Origin of the sequence: Erwinia sp. MYb375 (assembly GCF_037479175.1) — a bacterium.
GTDB classification, from domain to species: domain Bacteria; phylum Pseudomonadota; class Gammaproteobacteria; order Enterobacterales; family Enterobacteriaceae; genus Erwinia; species Erwinia rhapontici.
On the sequence record NZ_JBBGZS010000023.1, the window covers coordinates 737,082 to 761,320 of the forward strand.

The following is a 24,239-nucleotide window of genomic DNA, read 5'->3' on the forward strand; positions in this document are numbered from 1 at the left end:
GCCGGCGTTTAACACGCAATATTCCAAAAATTTAGCCGAGACCGGCATCAGGATCGCTTTCCAGCTTCTGCCTGCGTCTTAAATGCGGGAACAGCGTCATCCAAAGCCCCACCACCACCAGTGTGCCGACACCGCCCAGCACCGCAGCGGGAACTGCCCCCATCAGCGCGGCCAGCATCCCGGACTCAAACTCGCCAAGCTGGTTTGAGGTGTTAATAAAGATACTGTTCACCGCATTAACGCGGCCACGCATATCGTCAGGGGTATCCAGCTGCACCAGCGCCCCACGGATCACCATACTCACCATATCAAACCCGCCCAGCGCGGCCAGCGCCAGCAGCGAGAGCCACAGTTGGCTGGAGAGTGCAAAAATCAGCGTGGCAACGCCAAATCCAGCCACCGAACCAAACATGATCATACCGACGTTTTTCTCCAGCTTGTTACGGCTGAGCCAGATACCGACCAGCAGCGCACCCACTGACGGCGCACCGCGCAGCATTCCCAGTCCCAAGGGGCCGGTATGCAGAATATCTTTGGCGAAAATCGGCAGCAGCGCGGTCGCACCACCCAGCAGCACCGCAAACAGATCGAGGGAAATCACCCCCAGCACATCGCGCCGCTCACGGATAAACTTCACCCCGGCAAACAGCGTCTTGATATTGGCGGGCAGGCGCGGCTGCGGCGCACGAATAAAGCGGATGTAAGCAATCATCACAATCGACAGCAGATAGAACGCAGCAGCCACGCTATACACCACATCCGGCCCGGCAACATACAGCAGCCCGCCCAGCGTGGGACCCATAATCACCGCACTTTGCCCGCTAACGGCGGCGGCCGCCGTGGCGCGTGCCAGCATCGCAGGCGGCACCAACGAAGGCAGCATTGACTGCATCGCCGGGCCTTCAATGGCTTTTGCCACAGAGATCAGGAACACCAGCCCCCACAGTGCGTTTTTATCCGACCACTGATAGAACGTCAGCAGGATCAGCGCCAGCAGCGCGCCCCACTCCAGCACCTGCCCGAACAACACAATCCGGCGACGGTCGTACTGATCCGCCAGTTGCCCGGCCGGTAATGCCAGCAGCACCGAAGGCAGAAACTGCATCAGACCGATCATCCCCAGCGCCATTGCACTGTTAGTGATGGCATAGATTTGCCAGCTCACCGCCACCGAGAACATCTGGAAACCGAATGAAGAGAAGGTTCGCGCCAGCCAGAAGCGCACGAACGAAGGATGGCGCAGCAACGATTCATTGCTGTCCAGTTGGCGGTGATTCAACGTCATTAACTATCCCTACCTGCAAGTGCTCCAGCCAGCGCAGGACTGGCAGACAGCTTTGTTCGTTTTATTGTTATCCCGGTGAAGCCCGGGTATCGACCTGATTATGCCAGAGAAATCCGGCGCAATATGACGTTAATTGTTACTTGCTTAGTACATTTTATCATTCAAATTATTTGACAGTTATTGGCAATAAATTCCGATTTAAGTTTATTATTAGCAGGCGTAGTATTTATCACATCGAGACAGAACGTCTCAACTTACATAAAATACTCTGAGGAATTAACCATGAAATCCATCAAAACTTTCGTAGCAGTTGCCGCTCTTTCACTGATCTCTTTCGGTAGCTTTGCACAGAGCGTGACCGCCACTGCCTCTACCCTGTCAGCCGCTGAAGCGCAGATTGCCGCTCAGGCACAGCAGACAGGCAGCAGCTACAAAATCATCGAAGCCAACTTCAACAACGGCGTGCATATGACCGCCGAACTGACTAAATAAGTCACGCACCACTGAATTAAGCCCATAAAAAAGCCCCTTTCGGGGCTTTTTGTCGTTATTAAGGTGACACCGTCATGCTTTCGTTACCACCAGTTTCTGCAACACCTTCAGTTGGGCCACGGCTTCCTGCATGGCATCAATACCGGAGGTCATCTCGCTCAGTTTGTCCAGATTTTCGCTGATGCTTTTACGCTCATTGGCCGTCTGGCTGCTCATCTCCGCAATGGCGTTAGCCGCGTCGATACTCTCCTGCGCCATCTGCCTGGCACTTTCTACCGTATCCACCGCGACCTTTCTGATGTGCAAAATGGTACTGACGGCATCGCTGATGCTGTGTGAGGTGGCATCGGCCTGATCTTTCGATGACTGTGCCAGACGGCGCACTTCGCTTGCCACTACGGCAAAACCGCGCCCAGCTTCCCCGGCGCGTGCGGCTTCCACTGCGGCATTCAGCGCCAGAATATTGGTCTGGAAGGCAATATTGCTGATGCCGCTGTTAATCGTGGTAATGCCGGAAGAGATGGTTTCCAGCTCATCCAGCCCGGCGCTGAGCTGGTGCTGGGCCTGCTGGCTGTGCAGCGCGGCATCACTGATGGAGCGGATATTACTTTCCGCCGCCTTCAGCGCATCGCTCTGACTGCGGGTGGCATTTTCCAGCAACGGTAGCGATTTCATCAACGGGTCCAGCTTTTGTTGATACTCCACCACCTGGTTCACAATGCGCGTTTGCAGCGTATTCAGCGCTTCCCAGCGACGCAGCGCGCGCTGGGCATAATGGCTGGCGTACGCGGCATACTGCACCGGGAAGTTACGCATCGCATCGGACGGACGGTTAAAGAACGCCAGTGCCGACAGCGTCTGGTTAATCGGAACACCGAGGATTTCACCGAAACTGGAGAAGCCGGCAGACGGGATCCCGCTGAAGAAGTGCGACTGCGGCAGGCGGGCCTGATTACCGACGCGGCGCAGAACGCAGTCGTTCAGCAGCATGGCTGCGGGCTGGCCGTATTGTGCGGTGAACGTCTCCCAGTCGGTGCGCGTGGCGCTGGCAAAATCGGTCTCTTTCAACAGATGCAGACGGTCACCAAACTCCAGATCGCAGAAGAACTGGATGCGATCCGGCAAGATTTTAGCGATGGAGCGAATAAAGAACTCTTCCTCCACTTTTACGGCAAACGTCAGTCCCTGAAGACGGGCCTGTAAATCAGCGGGAACACACTGCAAACGTGCGCACAGGGCTTCAATCACATTGTGCTGCCGCCCCTGGGCATCAAACAGCGACGAGACGGTGCGTGCCACGGGATCGGCTTCGGCCACCAGCCAGCTCTGCTGAGTGGGCTCAAAGTTCTGGCTTTTAAACGGCGCAAACGACTTTCCTTCCGCCATCTGGCAAAAGACGATCACCGCCTTGCCCTGCAATATCCGCCCGCCATTGCCAATCCAGGTGCCGTCGAAATCCAGCGTTCCGCCCGCAGAGCCGCCAATCGCCAGGCACGGGAAACGCCCGGACGCATACCATGCCTGCATCAGGAACCCTTCGGAAGCGGATAAGCCATCACAGAAAATGAGCGCAAAGGTACGATCGGCCGAGAGCGGCATATTCACCACAACCCGCTCCAGCTCGTGCTGGATCGCGCTCACGCGCTGCTGGGCGGTCTGCGTATCCTGCACATGCAGGTCGACTTCATGCACTTCATGCCGGGCGATCAGAGATTCCGGCAGCCAGAGCCAGCTCCCCTGCTGGCTTGCGCCATCACAATAGGTGCTCTGCCCGCGACCGCTGCACAATGCACCGTTGGAAGAGAGGGTCACCACGCTGCGGCGCGTACCGTTAAGGCTCTGCCATGCCTGACTGACACGGCTGAATTCCGCAAAAGGGGGAACAAAACTTAACAGCAGGCCGGCGCTGTTACGGCTCAACCCCAGCGCATTCATACTCACCGGGGGTTGGCTGGAATCAAAGACACCCGCGCGCGGCTGACTGCCGCTTCTTTTCAGCCGGGCGGCCGTGTTCCAGAAAGAAGATTGACTCATTGTTGCCTACTTAAGTGCTGACGATAGTTTATTGATCTAAGTAATCCGTCACAGGTGATGCGGCAGAACGGCGATGTTACCTCCGCTGCCATGCGGGGGGGTTATCGGCACAAAGAGGGAAAAGTCTTAACGGCAAGGGTAACAAAGGATGACAGGACGGCAACCTCGCCGCCGCCCTGTTGAGGTGGGATCAGGGGCGTGCAGCGCTACCGTCCGGCAGGCGCGCATTGGTCCAGTCCGGCAGGCCACCGCTCACCGGATAGCGTTTCGCTTTTTCTTCATCAATATCAATGCCCAGCCCTGGACGGTCGCTGAGATAGGCGTAACCGCGATCGATTTCCGGGCATCCCGGGAATACCTCCACCAGCGCATCATTCATCGGGGTGTATTCCTGAATTCCCAGATTGGTCACGCTCATATCCAGGTGCATATTGGCCGCCACGCCAACCGGAGAAATATCGCCAGGGCCGTGCCATGCGGTGCGCACGCCGTGCAGCTCGGCGTAGGTCGCCAGCTTTTTCGCCGGGGTAATGCCGCCAATGGTGCTGACGTGACAGCGGATAAAGTCGATCAGCTGCTGCTGGATCAGCGGTTTCCACTCATTGATATTTGTGAAGAGTTCCCCCATCGAAATCGGCGTACTGCTCTGTGCCCGGATCATTTTCAGCCAGTCGAGATTTTCCGGTGCCACCGGATCTTCCAGGAAGAACAGCTGATATGGCTCAAGGCTTTTCGCCATCTGCACAGAGGCAATCGGCGCGATACGCTCGTGCACATCATGAATAAATTCCACGCCGAAACCCAGCTTATTGCGCAGATGGTCAAACAGACGCGGCACCGCGCGCGCGTAGGCATCGGGGTCGAAGTAGATCCCCGGCGTCTGGCTGCGTGGCGACACCTTCGGCTGAATATTCCGTGCTTTGGCCAGCTTCCCGGCAATCAGCCGCAGATCGTCGGTACCTGCGCCGCCGTACATTCCCATCTGGCAACGCACATATTGGTAGCCCTCTTCCATCCGCGCCCGTATGTTGTCTTCCACTTCCACCTCGTCAGCCCCGTCGCAATGACGGTAGAGCGGAATGGCATCACGGCATTTTCCGCCGAGCAGTTGATACACCGGCAGACCCGCGACTTTGCCTTTAATGTCCCACAGCGCCATATCAATCCCGGACAGCGCGTTGTTCATGACCGGACCACTGCGCCAGTAGCCGCTGACCGCCGCCGACTGCCAGATATCTTCAGTACGCAGCGGATCTTTGCCCAGCAGGAATGGACGCATATAGTTTTCGATGGCGGCTTCCACGGCGAAGATGCGCTGCGTAAAGGTGGCACAGCCCAGTCCATACAGACCCGGCTGGTTGGTTTCGACTTTGACCACGACCAGATCGATGCCGCCCGGTGCAGTCAGCAGGGTTCTGATATTGGTTATTTTCAACGTTTCCATAAATGTCTCCAAATCACCGCAATGATGTATGATGTCCTACAGGTATAAGATTAAATAAAGCCCCGGTTAAGAGGCTTTATGTGGGCGTTTATTTCTCGCCGGATTTCACTCCCTCGATGGCGTTGACGTTATGCGCCATCGCACTGTTCAGCGTATCGCTGGCGGTGGCCGCATCGCGGTTTTTCAGCGCCATAAACACTTTTATGTGCGCTTCCACGCTCTCCAGCGTAATGCCCAGCACCCGGTTCAGCTCCTCCAGGTAGTGGATGTAGATGTTTTTTAGCGACTCCATCACATGGATAAACACCTTGTTATGGGACGCTTTTACAATGGCCAGGTGAAAATCGTAGTCAGCCTGCGAGTATTTTTTGTAGTCGTCTTTACTCACCAGCATCCGATTCAGCGCCTGTTCCAGTCGCTGAATATCTTCATCGTTGGCATTCACCACCGCCAGATCCATACAGCGAAACTCGACGGTTTGGCGGAAAACCCGCATATCATCAAACTCTTCCTGTGACAGATGCAGGATCGGCTGATTGTCGCTGAATGCCCCATAGCGCGCCACGTCCCGCGTGACATAGGTGCCCTTCCCCTGATGGGTGATGACCACGCCGAGGTCGCGTAACTTCTGCACCGCACTGCGCACGCTGACGCGGCTAACGTTAAAGGTGGCGGTCAGCTCTGCCTCTGATGGCAATTTGCAGCCCGGTTCCCACACGCCATCCTGAATATTTTGCTTCATCTGTTCGTAAATCAAATTCACGACATTGTGCTTCTGCACGCTTTCCAGAGTCACCGGCTTCCTCTCTTCATACCTGTCCTACAAGCTGGATCTAGTTTTAACATTGTCCCACCATGATTGGCAAGGCGTTGCTGAGAAATAATTAAACCACTGTTTTTAATGGAATTAGGTTGTTTTAGGCTAAAAAGTTACGCCGATGTTGTGACATAGTCGACATTTTTATTATCACTTCATTGCCGATTTCCACGCCATCACGTAGATCTTATCTCACAACTTGTTAGTCATGTTACATATCACGTTATCTGGAGCCATTATGTCTTCCCTCTTCTCTCTTCACGGTAAAACAGCACTGATCACTGGATCAACCCGCGGCCTTGGGCTGGCGTATGCCCGGGGACTCGCGGCGGCCGGGGCATCCGTGATCGTTAATGGCACACAGCCAGAGCATCTGCAAAAGGCCCTCGACACGCTGGCGTCTCAGGGGGCTCAGGCCAGAGGTTTTCTGTTTAATGTGGCCGATGAAACTGCCGTCGAAGCGATGTTCAGCCAGCTCGACCAGGAGCAGGTCGCGGTGGATATCTTGATCAATAACGCCGGGATTCAGTTTCGTAAACCGATGCTGGAACTGGCACTCAGCGACTGGCAGCGCGTGCTGGATATCAATCTCACCAGCGCCTTTATTGTCTCACGCGCAGCGGCCACGCGAATGGTGGCGCGCAACCAGGGCGGCAAGATTATCAATATCGGATCGCTCACCAGCGAAGCGGCCCGCGCCACCGTGGCCCCTTACACCGCGGCCAAGGGCGGCATCAAGCTGCTGACAAAATCCATGGCGGCGGAGTGGGCGCAATACAACATCCAGACCAATGGCATTGGCCCGGGCTACATCCTCACCGATATGAATCAGGCGCTGGTGGAGAACAAAGAGTTTGACCAGTGGGTGCGCAGCAGTAATCCATCGGGCCGCTGGGGCCTGCCGGAAGAGCTGATCGGCACCGCCGTGTACCTCTCCTCTTCCGCGTCCAACTACGTTAACGGCCAGATGATTTACGTCGATGGCGGCTGGCTCGCCACACTGTAGAGGCACCTTACCCGGAGTTGAGCGTTAAGACTCAACCCATCCTTACAACAGAGGTCAGCAATATGAATCAGGCAATTGCAGGGGCATTACCCACCCGTCGCTGGGGGAAACTGATCCCCATTGCGTTTATTACCTACAGCCTCGCCTATCTCGACCGTGCCAATTACGGCTTCGGTGCGGCGGCGGGTCTGGCGGAGGATCTGAATATCACGCCGGGTATCTCTTCCCTGCTCGGCGCACTGTTTTTTCTCGGCTACTTTTTCTTCCAGGTGCCCGGTGGCATTTATGCGGAAAAACACTCTGCCAAACGGCTGATCTTCTGGAGTCTGATCCTCTGGGGGGCACTCGCTACCGCCACCGGGATGGTGCATAGCGTGTTAGCGCTGGCAGTGATCCGCTTCCTGCTGGGCGTGGCCGAAAGCGTAGTCATGCCCGCCATGCTGATTTTCCTCAGTCACTGGTTTACCCGCGAAGAGCGCTCAAAAGCCAACACTTTCTTATTCCTCGGTAACCCGATCACGGTGCTGTGGATGTCCATTCTCTCCGGCTATCTGGTTAACGCCTTTGGCTGGCGTGGGATGTTTATTATCGAAGGCGTACCCGCCATTCTGTGGGCCGGGATCTGGTGGCTGGTATACGCCGACCGTCCTCGCGATGCAAAATGGCTGAATGATGCGGAAAAACGCGCCATCGAACAGGCGCTGGCGGCTGAGCAACAGGCAATCAAGCCGGTGAAAAACTACCGTGAAGCCTTCCGTTCACCGAAGGTGCTGGCACTGGCGTTTATTCACTTTTTCTGGAACATCGGCATGTACAGCTTCATTATGTGGCTGCCGTCAATGTTGAAAACCGCCTCCGGCATGGGCATTGTCGCCACGGGCTGGCTCTCCGCAGCCCCTTACCTGCTGGCCGTACCGCTGATGCTCACTGCCTCGTGGTTCTCGGATAAATATCAGCAACGTAAAGCGATTGTACTGGTGTTTCTCGGCCTGGGTGCCGTGTGCTTTATCGCCTCGTTCACACTGGGTGCCACCCACTTCTGGCTCTCCTGGGGACTGCTGGTGATTGCCGGGGGGGCGATGTACACCCCGTACGGTCCATTCTTTGCGGCGATCCCTGAGATGATCCCACGTAACGTGGTCGCCGGAGCGATGTCCTTTGTGGTCTGTTTTGGCGCACTCGGCTCCTTCGTGGGTGCCTGGATCGTCGGCTACCTCAATGGCCTGACCGGAAGCCCGGCGGCCTCCTACATCTTTATGGGCGGTTCGCTGGTCGTCGCCGTGCTGCTGGCGGCACTGACCACGTTTAGTAGCCACTCCTCGTCATCAACCCCTGCCCTGCATGCCGCGAAGGGGGCTGAATGACTGTCAAACCCACCCGTTCACGCCTGTCGATCCTGCTGATGCTGTTTGTGGTCACGGCAATAAACTACATGGACCGCGCCAATTTGTCGGTGGCCGGTTCCCATATTCAGGGCGAGTTCGCCCTGACACCCACTCAGCTTGGTCTGCTGTTTTCAATGTTTACCTGGTTCTACGCCATGAGCCAGATCCCGGTGGGCTATATTCTTGACCGCGTGGGATCGCGCATTCTCTACGGTAGCGCTATTGTGCTGTGGAGCCTGTTCACCTTCGTGATGGGGTTTGCTTCGCATCATCTGTTTGCCACCGCCAGCGCCTCATTCGCCATGCTGCTGGTTTGCCGGGCGCTGATCGGCGTAGCAGAAGCGCCTTCTTTCCCTTCCAATACCAAGATCATTGCCACCTGGTTCCCGGACCATGAACGTGCCCGTGCCACCGCGTTCTACTCCAGTGCGCAATACATTGGCCTGGCGCTGCTGACGCCCCTGCTCTCCTTTATTGTCGCGGAATACGGCTGGGAAATGTCATTTTATCTCTCCGGCGCTATCGGCATTGTGTTCGGCATCTACTGGCTGATTGCCTATCGCGACCCGCAGCACAGCAAAACGGTGAATCAGGCTGAGCTGGATTACATTCGCGATGGCGGCGGCTATGGGTCACAGAATCAGCAGGGCAGCAGCGGCAAGGTGAACTGGGCCAGCGTGAAGCATATCCTGCGCCAGCGCACGGTATGGGGACTGTTTATCGCACAGTTCGCTGCCTCATCCACCCTCTACTTCTTCCTCACCTGGTTTATCGTTTATCTGGAGAAAGGGCTGGGTCTGTCAATTGCTAAGGCCGGGATCGGTGCGATGTTCCCCTATCTGATGGCGATGGCAGGTGTACTGTGTGGCGGCACATTAAGCGATATGCTGCTGAAAAAAGGCTATTCGCGCACCTTTGCCCGCAAGCTGCCGGTCATGTCCGGTTTGCTGGTGACCACCTCCATCGCACTGGTCAACTTCTTCCAGGATAGCCCGACGATTGCTATTGCCATTTTGTCAGTGGCGTTCTTCGCCAACGCCTTCTCTAACCTCGGTTGGGTGGTGTGCAGTGATGTTATCCCGCGCCATCTGATTGGCACGCTCGGCGGTTTCCTCAATATCTTTGGCAACCTGTCGGGGATTATCAGCCCGATTGTGATCGGTGTGATCCTCGAACGCACCCATAACTTCCAGTACGCCATGTGGTACATCGCCGCCGTGGCGCTGATGGGCTTCCTGGCGTACCTGTTCCTGGTCGGCAAAATCGACGTGATTGCGTTGCCGGATGACGACACGTCATCCACTAAACCGGTCAACACACTGAGGGAAAATCATGCAGAACAGTAAAGCGATCCTGGCCAGCGTCGTCAGCGCGGCGCATCACGTCAGTAATGAAACCCGTTCACTGACGTGGGACGATCATCAGGTGCTGGTGAAGGTTGAACGCGGCGGCATTTGTGGTTCCGATATCCACTATTACCAGCACGGCCGCGCAGGCATGTCGGTTCTCAAACAGCCGCTGATCCTGGGGCATGAGTTTGTCGGCCGCATTGAACTGGCCCCCTTAGAAAGTGGCCTGCGCGCCGGGCAATGTGTGGCGATCAATCCGTCGCAGCCCTGCAATCGCTGCGTGCTGTGCCTGGAGGGTAAGCAGAACCTGTGCCGCACGATGAAATTTATGGGCAGCGCGCAGTTCTTCCCCCATGTGAACGGCGGCTTTGCCAGCTATGTGGCGGTCAGCCCCGCGCAGTGCATCCCCTTCTCCGACCATGTGGATCCTAAAGTGGTGGCTTTTGCCGAACCGCTGGCAGTCGCGCTGCATGCCATTCATCAGGCCGGCGATCTGGTGGGAAAAAAAGTGCTGGTGACCGGCTCTGGCCCCATAGGCTGCCTGGTGATGGCGGCGGCTTTTGCCGCTGGCGCCGGAGAAATTGTTGCCACCGATATGAGCGCCCGCTGCCGCGAGCTGGCACTGGAGATGGGCGCAACGCGCGCCATTGACCCGACGGATAGCGCCTTGACGGCAGGCTGGCAGGAGGATGGCGGCTATTTCGATCTGTGCTTCGAGGCCTCTGGCGCCCCGGCGGCGATTGCTTCCACCGTCGGTTTCACGCGCCCTAAAGGGCGCATTGTGCAGTTGGGCATGGGGGCAGCCTCGCTGGACTTCCCGCTCGGCCCGCTGCTGGTGAAGGAGATTACGCTGGCAGGATCGTTCCGCTTTATCGATGAGTTCCGCCTGGCGGTGCAATGGCTGGAGAGCGGCCGCATCAATCCCCTGCCCCTGCTCTCTGCCGAGTTCCCACAGCAGCAAATTGTCGAGGCGCTGGAGATGGCCGCCGATAAATCCCGGGCGGCTAAAGTTCAGGTGGTATTTGCCTGATGCCACGGGCGGCCCGCTCCGGGCCGCCTGCGGTTACAGCACGTTAAGCGACTTCCTATCCTGTCGCACACCTCCTTGTTGATGATGCCAATGCCTTTTAGCTAAAGCACGCGATCTGGCCCTGTGAAAGAAGCAGCGTTATCCCTCAGCCAGACTTTTGAATTTTTCTTTTAAGATAATATTCACTCGCAAGATAAAGAGTGACAGCAATGAAGGTTATGCTCCCGCCCAGTAACGTGTATCGGGTTGGCAGTTCGCTAACAAATAGCCAGACCCAGAAGGGGCCCAGCACGATGTCGACCTGGGCAATCAAGCTCGCCTCTGCCGAGGCGACATACCGGCTTCCAACCATAAACAGCAGATAACTCAAACTTTGAGTGGCAAGCGCAAAAACCAGCAGCCATCCTATATCCTTCAGACCAGGAAGGGGGAGACCGCGAGGCATCATGATAAAACAGAATGCGCCACAAAGTGCGCAGGCCAGGGCAGTTACGGCTGGCAGGTTCATCTCTGGCCACTTGCCTGACATCACTATGCTTGCAGCAAAGCCCGCCGTCATCGTCAGAGCCAACAGATTACCCTGGATATCGCCCGGCCCCACCGCTGAAGTGGCCATCAGGATGACACCCGACAGGCTCACCACCGCAGCCAGTAGCGCACGTTTTGTGATTTTTTCCCGGAGCATGAGCCAGCCAAACCCCATAGCAAAGAAAGGAATGGTGGCATAGACCGTCATCACACCGGCCACGCTGGTCAGTTTCAACGCCGCCACGTAACAAAACATTGATGAAGCCATAACTGCAGCGGTTATCAAACCTGGTAACCCTAAATCGCGCCGGAACGAAAAGTGGCGCAGGTTACCGCACACCGCCAGTAACAGGCCAAGTGACAGGAAAGCAAACAGGGAGCGCCAGGCGACTATAGCCCAGGTGTTCATATCGAGTTGTCTCACGAAAATACCTGCCGTGCTCCACAGAATGGCTGATGAAAGCACCAGAATGAGTCCCGACGTGCGCGGTGTAATGGCTTTCCAGGGTGGCATGGTCTTTCCTCTGTCTGTGCAACGGTGAATGCTTATTTTGCCTCATTTACGGACATGAGAGCAGCAACGCTTTATAACCGCAATCTGACTCCGTGCGAACACCTGAAAGCCTGGCTTATGCGACACAGGGAATATATTGAACATCATCCTGGTATGCCTCTTGAATGCGGTTCTGGATCGACACCGTCAATCCAGAAACCTTAAAACGACGGATGATACTCATGACACATGCCCTTCAGGGGGCTTCGCGCGCATCCAGACGCAATTGCAAAAAGGTCAGGTCCAGCCATCTGCCAAATTTGCTCCCGACCTCAGAAACACGGCCTGCTTCGGAGAAGCCCAGTTTTTTGTGTAGCGAGATGGATGCCGTGTTTTCAGACTCAATCCCTGCCACCATGACATGCTTACCCTGCTCTGTCGCCAGTCTGACGAGTTCCTGCATCAGCACTGTGCCTGCCCCCTTTCCACGGGCACTTTTATGAACATAGACAGAGTGTTCAACGGTGTGTCTGTAACCGTCCCAGGGACGCCAGTCACCATAAGACGCGTATCCCTGCACGATATCGGTGTTATCCACCGCCACGATGACAGGAAAACCGGCATCATGCCGGTCATTAAGCCACTTAATCCGGTTTAGCGGATCGACGGTTTTTTCATTCCAGATCGCGGTGGTGTTCAGTACCGCGTCGTTATAAATTTCCGCAATCATTTCAGCGTCACTTTCTCGGGCAGAACGAATAAGCATGGTAGACACCCCTCTTGTCATTCACTAAAGTAGATGAATCGTACACTATTGTAGTTATCCACTATGTCAGATGAAATGTCCAATAAAGAAGACAACCTTAATGCACGTATCGGTGAGAAAGTGCGGCAGGAAAGAGAAGCCAGAGGATGGTCGCTCACAGAGCTGGCCGAGTGTTCCGGCGTCTCGCGCGCCATGATCCACAAAATAGAACGCGGAGAAAGCAGCCCCACAGCGACGCTGCTGGCTCGACTTTCAGGCGCATTCGATATGTCAATGTCGCATCTCATTGCCCTGACAGAAGTACGTCCGGGTACGCTGGTCACGTTTGAAAATCAGCCTGTCTGGCAGGATCCCGAAACCGGTTATATTCGCCGCCACGTTTCACCGGGTCATATTCCTGTCGACCTGGTCAGCATCGATCTTCCGGCCCATACTGCGGTGCCCATGCCGGCCATTGCCTACCTTTCCCGTCATCAGCTCATATGGGTGCTCGAAGGCAGGCTGACGTTTGAAGAAGGTGCGCATACGTTTAAAATGTCCACGGGGGATTGTCTGGAGGTAGGCGATCCGGCTGATTGTGTTTTCAAAAATGAGACTGATGAGATATGCCGATATGCGGTGGTGGTGCTAAAGCCTGCATGAACAGAACCCATTGAGCCCCACAGCAATTTCATGACACACTTATCAAAGTCATACCGCAAACAGAGGCAGGGAAAGTATGAGGGAGCTTGCACCCGTTGGCATCACCGGCATGCCGTCACGGACGGCAGAGTATCTTTGCCGACAGATCGCACGCCTGGTGAGAGGAGGAAGCCTGACCCCGGAGACCTGCCAGCGTATCTATGCTTTTTGTGGAATCAGACCGTCAGATGCTCAGTGGCGTCAGTTTCTTATTACGGTTCTTTCCTGTCTGGGATTATTGTCGCTGGTTGCCGGAGCAGTGTTCTTTGTTGCCTGGAACTGGGCCTGGCTGCCAAAAATGGCGAAATTTGCCCTGGTCGAGCTGCTGATCGTCGCGCTGGCGGCGGTGGTCTGGTGGCGCTGGTACAGCACGCTGGCACGCAGCGCATTGCTGGCGACAGGGTTAAGTTTCGGCGCCCTGTTTGCGCTGTATGGACAGATTTATCAGACCGGTGCTGACAGTTGGGAGCTATTCCGGGCCTGGTTATGCGTTCTTCTGCCGCTGGCGCTGATTGCCCGGCAAAACAGCCTGTGGTTTTGCAGCTGGCTGGTCGCTAACCTGGCGTTCCAGTTCTACTACAACACGCTGCCGACGTCACTGCTGGATCTCGCCGTGTCTGACAGTTTAACCAGGCTGCCGTCGGTTATGCTCCACGGGTATCTGGCGTTGCTGGCAGCCTGCCTGATTGTCAGGGAAGCGCTGGCCTGGCGGGCGATAACGCATCACCCCGAGAGCTGGCTGGCAAGCCGCTGGTTCTCGCGAGTCATGGCGGGATTTTTACTGCTGCTGCTGACCGGCATCGTGGCCGGGAACCTCTCTGACTGGGGCGGCGGTATTCCCCTTCCTTATATCACGGGCGGCTGGGTGATCATCCTGCTGGCAGGTTATTACCTCTACCGTTTCCGCTATCAGGATCTCTGCATGCTGACGCTGGGCATCGCCAGCCTGACCGTTGTTGGCTGTGCGCTAATCATGCAGTTATTTCTTTCAGCCTACGATACGGGTGATCTGTTTTTGACCGGCGCCCTGATGGCATTCTGGATGGGGGTAAATGGTTCGATCCTGCTGAAGTGGCATCGCAAACTGGTTGATAAAGGGCCGATCGATCGGGTTCCGGCCAGGCTGACCTTACTCACGGACACTTTGCGTCAGGAGGGTTTGCTGAGCGCCTCGCAGGTTGAGGAAATTCAGCAACGCGGTCACGCGTCCGACCTGCCCTGGTATCTGAGGCTGGCGCTAAGCGTCGGAGGCTGGGTCGCAGCGGTCATCATTCTGTTACTGATGATACTGATGCTCTATGTCGCTGATATGCTCGAAGACCCGAATGCTGCCACCCTTATTATTCCTTCGCTGCTGCTCGCCGCCATTGCGCATGTCCTGTTAAGCAGTCAGCGTGACGGTCATCATCACCTCGGACTGGCATGGGCGATTGCGGCAACGTGCGGGCTGATATCCGGCGTTCTGCTGCAAATTCAGAGCAATGATGCCAGCTTTATTATGCTGAGTTCACTCACTGCATTACCGATCCTGGCCGCGATGGCGGTGGCTATGCCCAACCGCACTTATCGGTTTATGGCCATCACTGCCCTGACCTTTTTTCTGGTGCTGGCGGGCCATTCTCTGGCCCGGCTTTACCTGTCGCCGACGGGGGGACACCTTGCTGTGTCCGTACTGGTGGCGGCGGTCGTATTTTTGTGGCTGTGGACTGTCAGTCATCAGTTGAGGTTACAGGCAGGAACGTATGCTGAGGCGTTACATCCGCTGCTGTATGGCATTCCGGGGGGGCTGATGTTACTGAGTTTCCTCGGGATAAACGCGGCTTATCTCACGGATTTCTTCTGGTCAGAATCGCAATTTTCCACGCTTCAGTCTGCAACAGGCACAGGGATCGCGGCAGGTTTAGTGTTGAGTGCGATCTTTCAGAAAAAAAGCAGCCGGCTGCTATTTTCGATTATCACACTGCCCGCTGCGCTTATCTGCGGGGCTGCCGCCCTCTATGCACCGGGTATTGGGCTGGGACTGTGGTTAATTCTGATGGCGCGTTATCAGGGAAGTCTGGGGTTACTGGTGGTAAGTGGCGGTTTCATGGTGCTGTATGTTATTGGCTGGTATTACTTCCTGGAGGTCATTCTGCTGCAGAAATCCCTGCTGCTGCTGGTCAGCGGTCTGGTTTTACTGGGGCTGGCGTGGGCAGTCAAAAAAATATTACCCGCACAGATCGGAGGTGCAAGTGAGAATGCATAAACAGAGCCGATGGCTGGCTGGCGCAGTAGTAGCGCTGGCGCTGGTGGCCGTCAATGTCAGCATCTGGCAAAAAGAGCAGTTGCTGAAGCAAGGCGTGATCATGATTTTACCCCTTGCCCCGGTTGACCCGCGCTCCCTGATGCAGGGTGATTACATGGCGCTGAATTATGCCCTTACCCGCCCTCTGGAGCTGACGTTGTATCAACAGGCTGAGTCCTGCGGCGCGACCCTGTCAGCGCCATGCCTGCCGACCAGCGGAACCCTGATTGTTGACCTCGATGCGCAGCGTCATGCGACTCAGGCCCATTTTGATCAGGGTGAGCCTTTGCAGCCGAATCAGCTTCGGGTGAAATACCATCAGCATGACGGCTCGCTGACCGTCGGCACCAACGCCTGGTTCTTTCAGGAAGGCCATGGCGAGCGTTTTGCTCAGGCACGTTACGGAGCATTCCGGGTGGGGAGTGATGGTACGGCACTCCTGACGGATCTGCTTGATGAGCAGGGAAAGGCGATTCAGCCTTAACGATGCGAGACACTCACTGGCCTGCCCACAAAAAAACCTGACGGCTGCCTTAATGTCCTGCGACTCTGCAGAGGATGTCGTGCCTGAAGCCTGTTTTTTGATCAAACCTCATGCCGAAAAATTCAAGCGGGTACGCCGCATGAAATATAGCTGCTCAGACGTAGAGAAAATTATGCCGAAAATTATTGACGACAACTTGATTAGGGAATCGACGATATCAGCAATATTTAGTAGTATAGTGGGTTCATTGCTGGTTTTAATCTATCTTTCCTGGGGAAATAGCAGCACATCCGTACCGGGTCTGATTGTAACTTATTTTTTCATCGTGATGACGAGTATTATTGGGACGACGATGGGTTCATTAATAATCGGCATGCCATTAGCCATGATTGCAAAGCGATTTTATCCTGACGCTTCCTTAAAGGGGAGCTTTTTTATCGTGTTCTCTACGCTCTTCATGTGGCTGGTTGTACTGGCATGGCCTGTTACCCGGATATTTGAAACGCCTTATTCGGATGTTTTGCTTTTAAGCCCCTATGCTTTATGTTCAGCTGCCGCACTGACTTATCTGGTTTACTGGAATTGATACGCATGGCATAAATCAGGTTCGAGGTATACGGACAGTTAAAGAAATAGGCTAGTAGCGTCGTTTTTCGTCCAGATAAAAATAAACAGTTACCGGATGTTTACAAGGCACTTTTACCGTCCATTTCTCGCTCAACGCTGCCCTTTGTCATGATGGGCAGCTCAGTGCAAGGAGCGGACGTTATGCTAATCAGTGATGAGATGATCTGGCCGGATCTTACGTTTAGCCAGTTTCTTTTGCAGAATGATCACGATGATTGGGAACCCTGATGCGGAAATTGCACATACCGCCAACAACGTATTCAGATTTTGGGGTGCCATACCGTAATCGGGTAATAGAAAAGCAGACAGGAAAAATGCGACGGTGGTAATCAGATACATTATCGATGTCTGTAATGAAGAAAATCCAGCGCGTTGCCTGTCATCAGGATACTGAATAGACACTGCCGAAGATGAAACCAGACGGCTGTATGATGCACCGAGAAATAAAGTAATAAACAACGCCGCATGCTGATAGCCCAGGAATGGTAATAACAGACTCAATATAAAGACTATCGTTGACCCTGTCGCCAGAATCAAAGCAGAAAAACGCAAGGTTAACACGCCAGTCATTTTTGTGGACAGGTAACCTGTAACCCCCCCGCCGAAGAACAACCAGGGCAACAGGTCTTGCGAAGCGCCCAACTGCTGTGTCAGTAAGGGCACCATAACAGGAATAACCAGCATTGGACTAAACTGTACAAGCGCATTACTGGAGGCGAACAGCAAAGTATCCACATCGATAGGTTGCGCGTCGAACCTGTCTAAAGAGACGGGTTCGTGGGGGATGATGGATACAATCAGTGGCAACGCCAACAAACACAGAATGCTTATTAACCACAAAGCGACATGCCAACCATAATGTGCACACAAAAATAATATAGTGGGCATTCCTACAATGCTTACCATTGAAAATGACGCAATTACCGTCGCCAACATTTTCCCGCGCACGTTAGTCGGTGCGTTGTTTATCAAGATACTGATACCCACCCCCATTGTCGTACCGCCAACCAATCCTGCACAGAATCGTAGCGTAAGCAGAACACTAAAACTGGAGGTAAATGTCGCAAAAAACGTCAGTAGGCCTAAGAGTGCCATATTGGCGATTAAAAAATGTTTCTTATTGAAACGACCAATCCAGTAAAAGGCGATTATTCCCGAAATGACAGCACCCGATGTGTACATACCGGATACATAGCCTGAGAATGATACGGGAACGGCGAAATCTGCCGCCATAAAAGCAAAAACAGGGTTGAACATCATATATTCCAGCGCATTCGTGAACTGGATAAAAGCCATTACAAAGGCTATCCGCATAAGGGCTTTATGATTAAACTTCTGTGTGACCAGTGGCATAGCAAGCAACCTGTAGATGAAAGATATCCGAGTTTAACTGCTATCATTGTTGTTCATTAGATGGTAAAAATGGCACTAATTGTTATCATATGTGGGATAGTTAATGCGTCCAGCTCTTGATTTTAATACCCTGAAAGTGTTCATTGCTGTGGTTGAAAGAGAAAGTTTTGTTGGGGCAGCGAAAGTCCTTGAAATGCCGACATCAAATGTGAGTCGTTGTATTTCTCAGTTAGAAGAAAAACTGAATCTTCAGCTCATTGAACGCAGTACCCGACATATGAAACTCACCCAGGCGGGGCACTTACTCTATATCCGGGCGAAACCATTACTGGAGGCCCTGGAGCAAACTGAGACAGAATTAACCTTGAGGCAGATGCAATTCAAGGGTCCACTACGCCTCTGTATCCCCAATGAAGTCGGTCCTGCATTACTGGGTTCTGTTATTGCCGATTTTGCCTGCCAGTATCCGGACCTGGAGATCAGCTGCGTCACAAATTTGTCAGGTTTCGAATCCCTGCGAGATGATCTGGATTTAGCGATCATTATTACCCGTGGTCAGATGGATGACAGTGACTACATAGCCCGTCATCTGGTGACTATCCCTTGCACCATTGTCGCAGCCCCCTCCGTCATTCAGCGTTATGGCACCCCTACCCAGATCCAGCAATTTGAAGAATTACCCTGTATTACAACAGTAAGTGCACTGAAGGGTGCACCCTGGCAGTTTGTCAATAAAAAGGGGGGATTCGAGACAGTCAAGGTTAAAGCGCATTATCGGGTAAACAGTGGAGAGATGGCAGGACGAGCGGCGGTATCAGGTGTCGGTTTTGCCATTCTATCGAAACAAGCCTGCCAGCCCTACATTAACGATGGACGGTTAATTGAGATTGCGTTTGAACAATCGGTAGCCCCATTGCGATTGTTTGCACTTTATTCAGATCGACGTTACTTGCCCGCTAAAACACGAGCGCTCATTGATTACATGCATCAGAAATTGAGTGATATATCATGACCAATTTATTATTTAACAGTCCCGGTGCCATCGCACTCATGCAGTTTGATGATGGCAGAGTTATCGAATTCAGAATGGGTGGTGAAGATACCCTTACGGGTATGACGTAATACCCAACCTTATGGCATTGCGTCATGTCGATGTAAACCACGCCTACGCTTTTCTCTTACTCTCGTGGTTGTTTAATTGCCGTGTAAACTCTTCCAGTGAACAACGTTGCTGTAATGCTTCCAGTAACAGCTGCTGTTGTGTTTTGGGGACCAGGCCACCCAGTGGTGGATCGGTATCCAGATTGGTCGGGAAGGAGTAGCCTTCCCCGCTCGCCGCCACAATTGCCTGTAACTGTTCATCGCTCAAATGTTTACTCAGCAGGGTTGGATAAATCGCTTCCATCACTTTAACGTGATTCACTTTCTCCATTGTTTTGCCAAAAGCGGATGAGACCTGCAGCAAATTGGCTGTACGTACGTGATCCTGCGTGACGTTATTTCCGGCGGCATGGAACAGAGCCGGATTGAAGAACAGCCCGTCACCTTTTTTCAGCGGCAACTGGATGGCATGCTGCTGGAATAATTCAATAACGCGCGGATCGCGCCACGCCAGATATCCCTCAGCATATTGCTGCGACCAGGGTAAAAGTTGCGTCGGACCTGATTCAATCGGCATATCACTATGAGCCACCGCGCCCTGTAGCGTCAGATATTGCGACAAAATCTGCAACGGCAACGGGAAGCGAGCAACCACATCATTTACCTGGAAACCGAGATGGTAATCCCGGTGCGGCTGTTGCGCTTTACCGCCCGGACGGACCTGATTTACCTGCGCTGTGATTTCATAGCCGGGTCCAACCCATGCTTCACAAATCAGCGCCAGCAAAGGATTGCTGTAGTAATCGATGAAGGCATCAGCATCACGCTCCGCGACTTTTTGCAGCGCATTCCAGATACGCCCATTGCTGCCCGCTTTGGCAAAGTGATCGCCACCGCCGCCGTTTGCCGCTTCACAGGCCAGGATATCCTCAAAGACTTTACTGCTGCGATCCACGGTTGAAACATCGCCATATAACCCCTGAACGACCAGGACGCCGGGTCCGCTGGACAATCCGCGATGAAGTTCAGCCAGCATTGCCTGACGATCGACAGTTGATGCCGCCAGCAGGTCGTCGCGATGATAAATCAGCACATTTTTTTCGGCCGAACGTGCCAGCGGGAAATCGTCTTTACGCAGGGTTTGTGCGCAAATCGTGGCGAAATCGTCGAGAGAAATATGGCTGTCATTAATGTAGATGCTATTCATTTATTGTCCTCACAGAGTCAGAGCGTGCGGTGGGTGGAAGCCACCGTTGTCACCACAGCCAACCACACTTTGATCAAAATCGATCACCGCACCCGTCATCATTCCTGACTCCTCAGAAAGGAGAAATGCTACGCCACGCGCGACTTCGGTTGGTTTCAGCAGGCGGCCAAAAGGTTGCACCTGCTCAGCTTTGGAAAGCCAGTCTTCTTCAGCGTCATGATATTGCCGCTGGATGTCGTGCTCGTGTGGCGTATCCATCCAGCCAATGTTCAGACCGTTTACCCTGATGCGATTGCGCATGGCGCTGAAGGCCACGTTTTTGGTCAGCGTGACCAGCGCACCTTTTGATGCGGCGTATGCCGTTAAGAAGCTCTGGCCGCCGTGAGAAGTCATAGTGATAATATTGACGATGCTGCCCTCAACGCCTTTGGCAATCATCAGTTTGATCGCTGCCTGCATCAGGAAAAAAGGCGCGCGAACGTTGACTGCCATAATCGCGTCGAATAATTCCGGAGAGGTGCTGAGGATGGTGCCGCGATCGGACATGCCAGCGCAGTTCACCAGCCCATGCAGGGTTCCAAACGCGGTTTCTGCGGCAGCCACCACTTTTTCGCAGGCTTCTGGCGAACTGATATCAGCTTCAACAAATATCACTTCACAACCGGTATGACTGAGGGTATCCACCTGTTGGTGTCCGGCTTTAACGTTACGACCACAAATCACAATGCCCCGGGCTCCGCGATTTGCCAGAAGACTGGCAACGGCTGCGCCTAATCCCTGGGTTCCGCCGGTCACGACGAACACTTTGTTTTTAAATTGGCTGCTTTCATTCGGGCTCATTTATTGTCCTTTCTTATTTTGGGTAAGGTAAGATCTGTCCGCTTGCTCACAATGACCTTAGCAGCTACATTCGATTAACAATACGTCGACATAACCTCAAAAAGACCTCAATTTATGGCAAGGTCATTCTCCATTAACCAAATCGCGGCCCAGTCTGGCGTCAGCAAAGCCACGGTCGACAGAGCATTGCATCAGCGCGGCAGCGTAAGTCCCCGCACTGCCCGACGGATTGCTCAGGCGATCCGCGATCTGGAATTACAGCAGCGCGCGAGCCTGGCAAGCGGTCGCACGTTACCGATCGATCTGGTGATGCACGCGCCAGAGCGATTCAGTTCGCTGACGGTAGCGGCACTACTCAGCCAAATTAAAAGCTTCGCGCCTTTTCGGCTGACGCTGCGCTGCCACATTTATGAGGAAATCGCGCCTGAGGAGCTGCAACGTGAGCTGCGCCGCTGTGGCAATGACAGCTACGGGGTCCTGCTCAAGGCAAGCGATCACCTTTTGCTGGAGAGCGCAATTGCCGAACTGGCGGCGATCAACGTGCCGGTGGTGACGCTCGTTACTGACTTGCCACGTAGCGAGCGGATCCGTTATGTCGGCATGGATAATGAAGGTGCTGGCCGAACGGCGGCCTGGCTGATGTCGCGGTGGCTATCTGCAGAAGTGCAAACGGTCGCCGTGGTGATCAGCAGCACGGGCTTTCGCGGAGAAGAGCAGCGAATGGAGGGCTTCATTCAGGCGTTGAGTCAGCGGGCCCCGTATTTGCAGATTAAAGCTGTCAGTGAAGGTTACGGTATCGATACACTGACGTTTAAACAGATGTGTGCCGCGCTTGAACAGGATCATTCGATTCATTCTGTTTACAGCGTGGGCGGAGGAAATAGTGCCGTTTTGCAGGCTTTTTCAGCGATGCAACGAGACATAAAAGTCTTTATTGGACACGACCTTGATGAAGAGAATCGCAGGCTACTGGCTGCTGAAGAGATGGATGCAGTGATTGACCATGATCTGCAAGAAGATGCGCGAGCTGCATTTGGTGCCATCCTGCGTTTTCATGGTTTTTTGCCAAAAACAGAAGATGAAACGGCATCATCTCGCGTCATTGTCGTCACGCCGTTCAATATTTAAAGCACTTGCGATGGCAACTCATTGATACGAAATTCTTGTCGCTAGTTTGGCTAAAAGTAGTACGCCAGACTAGCGGTAAACAATCAGTAAAGTGTGTTTTTCAACCGCTCCGGCAAGGCCTCGTCGTAAGCCAAACCATCAATTTCTGACCGTGAAATCATACTCAGGATACTCCCTGTGCTGGGAAGAGACTGCCTGTCAATTTGTGCGGCTGGATCCCAGAGTTTTGAGCGAATGATTGCTCTACTACACTGGAAAAAAACGCTTTCCACTGAAATGCGTAGCACCGTTTTAGGGGATTGATTATTGATGGCGAATTTATCAAGCAAAGCCGGGTCTTTACGTATTTCAGCGGTCCCACTTATACGCAAAGTTTCGCCAATGCCGGGAATTAAAAAGAGAATCGCAACCCGATTGTCATTTAATATATTGTGCAGACTATCAATGCGGTTATTACCCCGGCGGTCAGGCAAAAGTAGAGTCTTAGCATCCTCGATATAAATGAAGCCTGCAGGATCACCTCTTGGCGATACATCCAGACCATCAGGCCCTGAAGTCGCTAGCGCCACAAATGTTGATGCCTCAATAAAGGGTCGGTAGGCAGGATGAATATGGTCTGTCACCTTCATTAAAGAAGATTTTGCGACCGCACCGTAAAGTTTCTCAAGCTCATGACTGTCCGTAATTCGCATGTTTTCATCAACCATCTCATTCACCTCCGCTGTTTTCTGCTAAAAGCAGAACTTGTACTCTCAAAGGACTCGTGGCCGGGCATTATGAACGCTTGTTATGTTTACTTTTGACTGTAGTTGTAGATATCAGGCCGGGCAATCGCCCACGCGTAGTTTTTCTGATCGCGCTGACTGATATGAAGAGTGAACCGTAAGCGCTCAGGCATAACTTCCACTCCTCGCTCACCGCTACCCCTCAAGCCTTATCCTCGGCATCCAGGTGACAGGAGCGGCAGTTATCGCTATAAGTGATGAATTACGGGATCAGGCTGTGCAGAGAAAAAACAATAAGCAACATCCCGCCAGCAATGTTGACGTATTTTTTGAGCTTTATTGGGTTGGCTTTTTTAACTGAAAAGATCAGTGTTTGACTGACGGCGTAAAGCCAAATGCACATCACCACGACATGTACTGACGCCAGTGTCAGATAGTTGCAAACGCCTCCCTGTATCCCTGCGAACTGCGAAACGACAGTCAGATAGAAAATAATGGCTTTAGGATTCAAAACATTCGCTATCCAGGCCTCTCTTAATGTCACAGAATGCTTTGTATCAGCAAACCCTCCTGGATTTGCCCTTATGCCGTTGCGGATGAGCATCACTCCTAACCAGAGCAGATAGGCGGTTCCAAAAACATTCAACACAGCAAAAGTTTCTGGAGACGAGATGAGCACAGCGGTTATCCCAAGGCCTATTAGAACTGCGTGGGTGTAAATGCCCAAAGCCGTTCCGGCAAGAGTCCTGAACAATCCTCTTTGACCACCTGCCAGAGCACCGCTCATAACAAGAGTGAAGCTTGCTCCGGGGGACAGTGCAACAGGGAGTAACGCTGGCATAAAGCCAAGAAGGTTTATATCCATAGATTTTTGTTAGTCATTGACGCTCTAGTGTATTGCCCGTCAAGGCGCTTTGGAGATGTTATATTTCAACCTATCCTTGGCGTATTGGGCGCTCAGTTGGCCACTGCTCTGTGCCAAAGCATGATTTTGCGGCCTGCGATAGCGGCCAGACGGCAAAATGTTTAACGCCCTTCTATAGCCCTTCTTCAGATATCACCACGGCTAACTTCGACATCTTATCCTACTCTAAGTAGCAACCAGAACCTTTGCTTCTCGCTCACCGCGGACCTTGATGTTCCCGAGACTGTTCACCGTGCCAGGAGCGGGTGTTGCTTA

22 protein-coding genes and 1 pseudogene are annotated in these 24,239 nt (G+C 53.5%); 11 read left to right on the forward strand and 12 right to left on the reverse strand.

The genetic code is table 11. From position 1 onward, the window contains the following. Positions 1-31: 31 nt before the first annotated feature. A complete protein-coding gene (locus WH279_RS16370) occupies positions 32-1,285 on the reverse strand; it encodes an MFS transporter (protein ID WP_339457737.1) in 1,254 nt (417 codons plus the stop codon). A gap of 282 nt (positions 1,286-1,567) precedes the next feature. Between WH279_RS16370 and WH279_RS16375 the strand changes: the two genes are divergently transcribed. Continuing rightward, the gene (locus tag WH279_RS16375) at positions 1,568-1,777 is read left to right on the forward strand and encodes a YdgH/BhsA/McbA-like domain containing protein (RefSeq protein ID WP_212812713.1); all 210 of its coding nucleotides are present in this window, start codon (positions 1,568-1,570) and stop codon (positions 1,775-1,777) included. A 72-nt stretch (positions 1,778-1,849) separates the two neighbouring features. On the opposite strand, the gene WH279_RS16380 is transcribed toward WH279_RS16375, so the two are convergent. The 3 genes from WH279_RS16380 to WH279_RS16390 form a co-directional block, all read right to left on the reverse strand. Continuing rightward, on the reverse strand, positions 1,850-3,811 hold the full coding sequence (locus WH279_RS16380) for a methyl-accepting chemotaxis protein (RefSeq protein WP_159336646.1): 1,962 nt from the start codon (positions 3,809-3,811) through the stop codon (positions 1,850-1,852). A gap of 190 nt (positions 3,812-4,001) precedes the next feature. Further along, positions 4,002-5,255: an enolase C-terminal domain-like protein gene (locus WH279_RS16385; RefSeq protein WP_339457738.1), complete on the reverse strand. Its 1,254-nt coding sequence runs from the start codon at positions 5,253-5,255 to the stop codon at positions 4,002-4,004. Between the two features lie 88 nt (positions 5,256-5,343). After that, positions 5,344-6,051: a FadR/GntR family transcriptional regulator gene (locus WH279_RS16390; protein WP_171148474.1), complete on the reverse strand. Its 708-nt coding sequence runs from the start codon at positions 6,049-6,051 to the stop codon at positions 5,344-5,346. A gap of 259 nt (positions 6,052-6,310) precedes the next feature. Here WH279_RS16390 and WH279_RS16395 point away from each other — a divergent pair, with 259 nt between their 5' ends. The 4 genes from WH279_RS16395 to idnD all read left to right on the forward strand — a co-directional run bounded on the left by WH279_RS16395 (position 6,311) and on the right by idnD (position 10,842). Continuing rightward, the gene (locus WH279_RS16395; RefSeq protein WP_339457739.1) at positions 6,311-7,078 is read left to right on the forward strand and encodes an SDR family oxidoreductase; all 768 of its coding nucleotides are present in this window, start codon (positions 6,311-6,313) and stop codon (positions 7,076-7,078) included. Between the two features lie 62 nt (positions 7,079-7,140). Further along, positions 7,141-8,442 carry an MFS transporter gene (locus WH279_RS16400; RefSeq protein WP_339457740.1) on the forward strand — a complete coding sequence of 434 codons (1,302 nt, stop codon included), beginning with the start codon at positions 7,141-7,143 and terminating at the stop codon, positions 8,440-8,442. Beyond that, the gene (locus tag WH279_RS16405; RefSeq protein WP_339457741.1) at positions 8,439-9,809 is read left to right on the forward strand and encodes an MFS transporter; all 1,371 of its coding nucleotides are present in this window, start codon (positions 8,439-8,441) and stop codon (positions 9,807-9,809) included. Before WH279_RS16400 ends, WH279_RS16405 begins: the two co-directional genes overlap by 4 nt. Continuing rightward, positions 9,796-10,842: an L-idonate 5-dehydrogenase gene (idnD, locus tag WH279_RS16410; RefSeq protein ID WP_339457742.1), complete on the forward strand. Its 1,047-nt coding sequence runs from the start codon at positions 9,796-9,798 to the stop codon at positions 10,840-10,842. Before WH279_RS16405 ends, idnD begins: the two co-directional genes overlap by 14 nt. 145 nt (positions 10,843-10,987) lie before the next feature. On the opposite strand, the gene WH279_RS16415 is transcribed toward idnD, so the two are convergent. After that, positions 10,988-11,884, reverse strand: a complete 897-nt coding sequence (locus WH279_RS16415) for a DMT family transporter (RefSeq protein WP_339457743.1) — start codon at positions 11,882-11,884, stop codon at positions 10,988-10,990. Positions 11,885-12,119: 235 nt separating this feature from the next. Further along, positions 12,120-12,629 carry a GNAT family N-acetyltransferase gene (locus WH279_RS16420; protein ID WP_339457744.1) on the reverse strand — a complete coding sequence of 170 codons (510 nt, stop codon included), beginning with the start codon at positions 12,627-12,629 and terminating at the stop codon, positions 12,120-12,122. A gap of 63 nt (positions 12,630-12,692) precedes the next feature. On the opposite strand from WH279_RS16420, the gene WH279_RS16425 reads away from it, so the two are divergent. The 4 genes from WH279_RS16425 to WH279_RS16440 all read left to right on the forward strand — a co-directional run bounded on the left by WH279_RS16425 (position 12,693) and on the right by WH279_RS16440 (position 16,664). After that, positions 12,693-13,271 carry a helix-turn-helix domain-containing protein gene (locus WH279_RS16425; RefSeq protein WP_339457745.1) on the forward strand — a complete coding sequence of 193 codons (579 nt, stop codon included), beginning with the start codon at positions 12,693-12,695 and terminating at the stop codon, positions 13,269-13,271. Positions 13,272-13,347: 76 nt separating this feature from the next. Further along, positions 13,348-15,555 carry a DUF4401 domain-containing protein gene (locus WH279_RS16430; RefSeq protein WP_339457746.1) on the forward strand — a complete coding sequence of 736 codons (2,208 nt, stop codon included), beginning with the start codon at positions 13,348-13,350 and terminating at the stop codon, positions 15,553-15,555. Next, positions 15,548-16,078, forward strand: coding sequence for a GDYXXLXY domain-containing protein (locus tag WH279_RS16435; protein ID WP_339457747.1), 531 nt, complete (start codon positions 15,548-15,550; stop codon positions 16,076-16,078). Before WH279_RS16430 ends, WH279_RS16435 begins: the two co-directional genes overlap by 8 nt. After that, on the forward strand, positions 16,050-16,664 hold the full coding sequence (locus tag WH279_RS16440; protein WP_339457748.1) for a hypothetical protein: 615 nt from the start codon (positions 16,050-16,052) through the stop codon (positions 16,662-16,664). The genes WH279_RS16435 and WH279_RS16440 overlap by 29 nt, the downstream gene beginning before the upstream one ends. Positions 16,665-16,849: 185 nt before the next feature. Here the strand turns inward: WH279_RS16440 and WH279_RS16445 are convergent, their stop codons facing one another. Continuing rightward, positions 16,850-18,058 carry an MFS transporter gene (locus tag WH279_RS16445; RefSeq protein ID WP_339457749.1) on the reverse strand — a complete coding sequence of 403 codons (1,209 nt, stop codon included), beginning with the start codon at positions 18,056-18,058 and terminating at the stop codon, positions 16,850-16,852. A gap of 103 nt (positions 18,059-18,161) precedes the next feature. Here WH279_RS16445 and WH279_RS16450 point away from each other — a divergent pair, with 103 nt between their 5' ends. Next, positions 18,162-19,070: a LysR family transcriptional regulator gene (locus WH279_RS16450; RefSeq protein ID WP_339457750.1), complete on the forward strand. Its 909-nt coding sequence runs from the start codon at positions 18,162-18,164 to the stop codon at positions 19,068-19,070. Between the two features lie 153 nt (positions 19,071-19,223). On the opposite strand, the gene WH279_RS16455 is transcribed toward WH279_RS16450, so the two are convergent. Together WH279_RS16455 and WH279_RS16460 are read right to left on the reverse strand one after the other, a co-directional pair. Then, on the reverse strand, positions 19,224-20,366 hold the full coding sequence (locus WH279_RS16455) for a phytanoyl-CoA dioxygenase family protein (RefSeq protein WP_339457751.1): 1,143 nt from the start codon (positions 20,364-20,366) through the stop codon (positions 19,224-19,226). A gap of 9 nt (positions 20,367-20,375) precedes the next feature. After that, entirely contained in the window at positions 20,376-21,206 is an 831-nt protein-coding gene (locus tag WH279_RS16460; RefSeq protein ID WP_339457752.1) for an SDR family oxidoreductase, read from the reverse strand. 114 nt (positions 21,207-21,320) lie between these two features. Here WH279_RS16460 and WH279_RS16465 point away from each other — a divergent pair, with 114 nt between their 5' ends. Further along, positions 21,321-22,334, forward strand: a complete 1,014-nt coding sequence (locus tag WH279_RS16465) for a LacI family DNA-binding transcriptional regulator (protein WP_339457753.1) — start codon at positions 21,321-21,323, stop codon at positions 22,332-22,334. An 83-nt stretch (positions 22,335-22,417) separates the two neighbouring features. Here the strand turns inward: WH279_RS16465 and WH279_RS16470 are convergent, their stop codons facing one another. From WH279_RS16470 to WH279_RS22785, 3 genes and pseudogenes are all read right to left on the reverse strand, one after another. Beyond that, entirely contained in the window at positions 22,418-23,041 is a 624-nt protein-coding gene (locus WH279_RS16470) for a pyridoxamine 5'-phosphate oxidase family protein (protein WP_339457754.1), read from the reverse strand. Between the two features lie 280 nt (positions 23,042-23,321). Further along, positions 23,322-23,924, reverse strand: coding sequence for a LysE family translocator (locus tag WH279_RS16475; protein WP_339457755.1), 603 nt, complete (start codon positions 23,922-23,924; stop codon positions 23,322-23,324). A 76-nt stretch (positions 23,925-24,000) separates the two neighbouring features. Next, positions 24,001-24,096, reverse strand: a pseudogene (locus WH279_RS22785) (glyoxalase); the annotation flags it as partial. Between the last annotated feature and the right edge of the window lie 143 nt (positions 24,097-24,239).

Coding starts and splice junctions, on each gene's coding strand:
- WH279_RS16470 (WP_339457754.1), bottom strand. CDS start 23,041: ATGGTTGATGAAAACATGCGAATTACGGACAGTCATGAGCTTGAGAAA.
- WH279_RS16370 (WP_339457737.1), bottom strand. CDS start 1,285: ATGACGTTGAATCACCGCCAACTGGACAGCAATGAATCGTTGCTGCGC.
- WH279_RS16420 (WP_339457744.1), bottom strand. CDS start 12,629: ATGCTTATTCGTTCTGCCCGAGAAAGTGACGCTGAAATGATTGCGGAA.
- WH279_RS16445 (WP_339457749.1), bottom strand. CDS start 18,058: ATGCCACTGGTCACACAGAAGTTTAATCATAAAGCCCTTATGCGGATA.
- WH279_RS16465 (WP_339457753.1), top strand. CDS start 21,321: ATGGCAAGGTCATTCTCCATTAACCAAATCGCGGCCCAGTCTGGCGTC.
- WH279_RS16435 (WP_339457747.1), top strand. CDS start 15,548: ATGCATAAACAGAGCCGATGGCTGGCTGGCGCAGTAGTAGCGCTGGCG.
- WH279_RS16385 (WP_339457738.1), bottom strand. CDS start 5,255: ATGGAAACGTTGAAAATAACCAATATCAGAACCCTGCTGACTGCACCG.
- WH279_RS16395 (WP_339457739.1), top strand. CDS start 6,311: ATGTCTTCCCTCTTCTCTCTTCACGGTAAAACAGCACTGATCACTGGA.
- WH279_RS16475 (WP_339457755.1), bottom strand. CDS start 23,924: ATGGATATAAACCTTCTTGGCTTTATGCCAGCGTTACTCCCTGTTGCA.
- WH279_RS16380 (WP_159336646.1), bottom strand. CDS start 3,811: ATGAGTCAATCTTCTTTCTGGAACACGGCCGCCCGGCTGAAAAGAAGC.
- WH279_RS16430 (WP_339457746.1), top strand. CDS start 13,348: ATGAGGGAGCTTGCACCCGTTGGCATCACCGGCATGCCGTCACGGACG.
- WH279_RS16455 (WP_339457751.1), bottom strand. CDS start 20,366: ATGAATAGCATCTACATTAATGACAGCCATATTTCTCTCGACGATTTC.
- WH279_RS16460 (WP_339457752.1), bottom strand. CDS start 21,206: ATGAGCCCGAATGAAAGCAGCCAATTTAAAAACAAAGTGTTCGTCGTG.
- WH279_RS16415 (WP_339457743.1), bottom strand. CDS start 11,884: ATGCCACCCTGGAAAGCCATTACACCGCGCACGTCGGGACTCATTCTG.
- WH279_RS16440 (WP_339457748.1), top strand. CDS start 16,050: ATGAGCAGGGAAAGGCGATTCAGCCTTAACGATGCGAGACACTCACTG.
- WH279_RS16405 (WP_339457741.1), top strand. CDS start 8,439: ATGACTGTCAAACCCACCCGTTCACGCCTGTCGATCCTGCTGATGCTG.
- WH279_RS16425 (WP_339457745.1), top strand. CDS start 12,693: ATGTCAGATGAAATGTCCAATAAAGAAGACAACCTTAATGCACGTATC.
- WH279_RS16450 (WP_339457750.1), top strand. CDS start 18,162: ATGCGTCCAGCTCTTGATTTTAATACCCTGAAAGTGTTCATTGCTGTG.
- WH279_RS16375 (WP_212812713.1), top strand. CDS start 1,568: ATGAAATCCATCAAAACTTTCGTAGCAGTTGCCGCTCTTTCACTGATC.
- WH279_RS16400 (WP_339457740.1), top strand. CDS start 7,141: ATGAATCAGGCAATTGCAGGGGCATTACCCACCCGTCGCTGGGGGAAA.
- idnD (WP_339457742.1), top strand. CDS start 9,796: ATGCAGAACAGTAAAGCGATCCTGGCCAGCGTCGTCAGCGCGGCGCAT.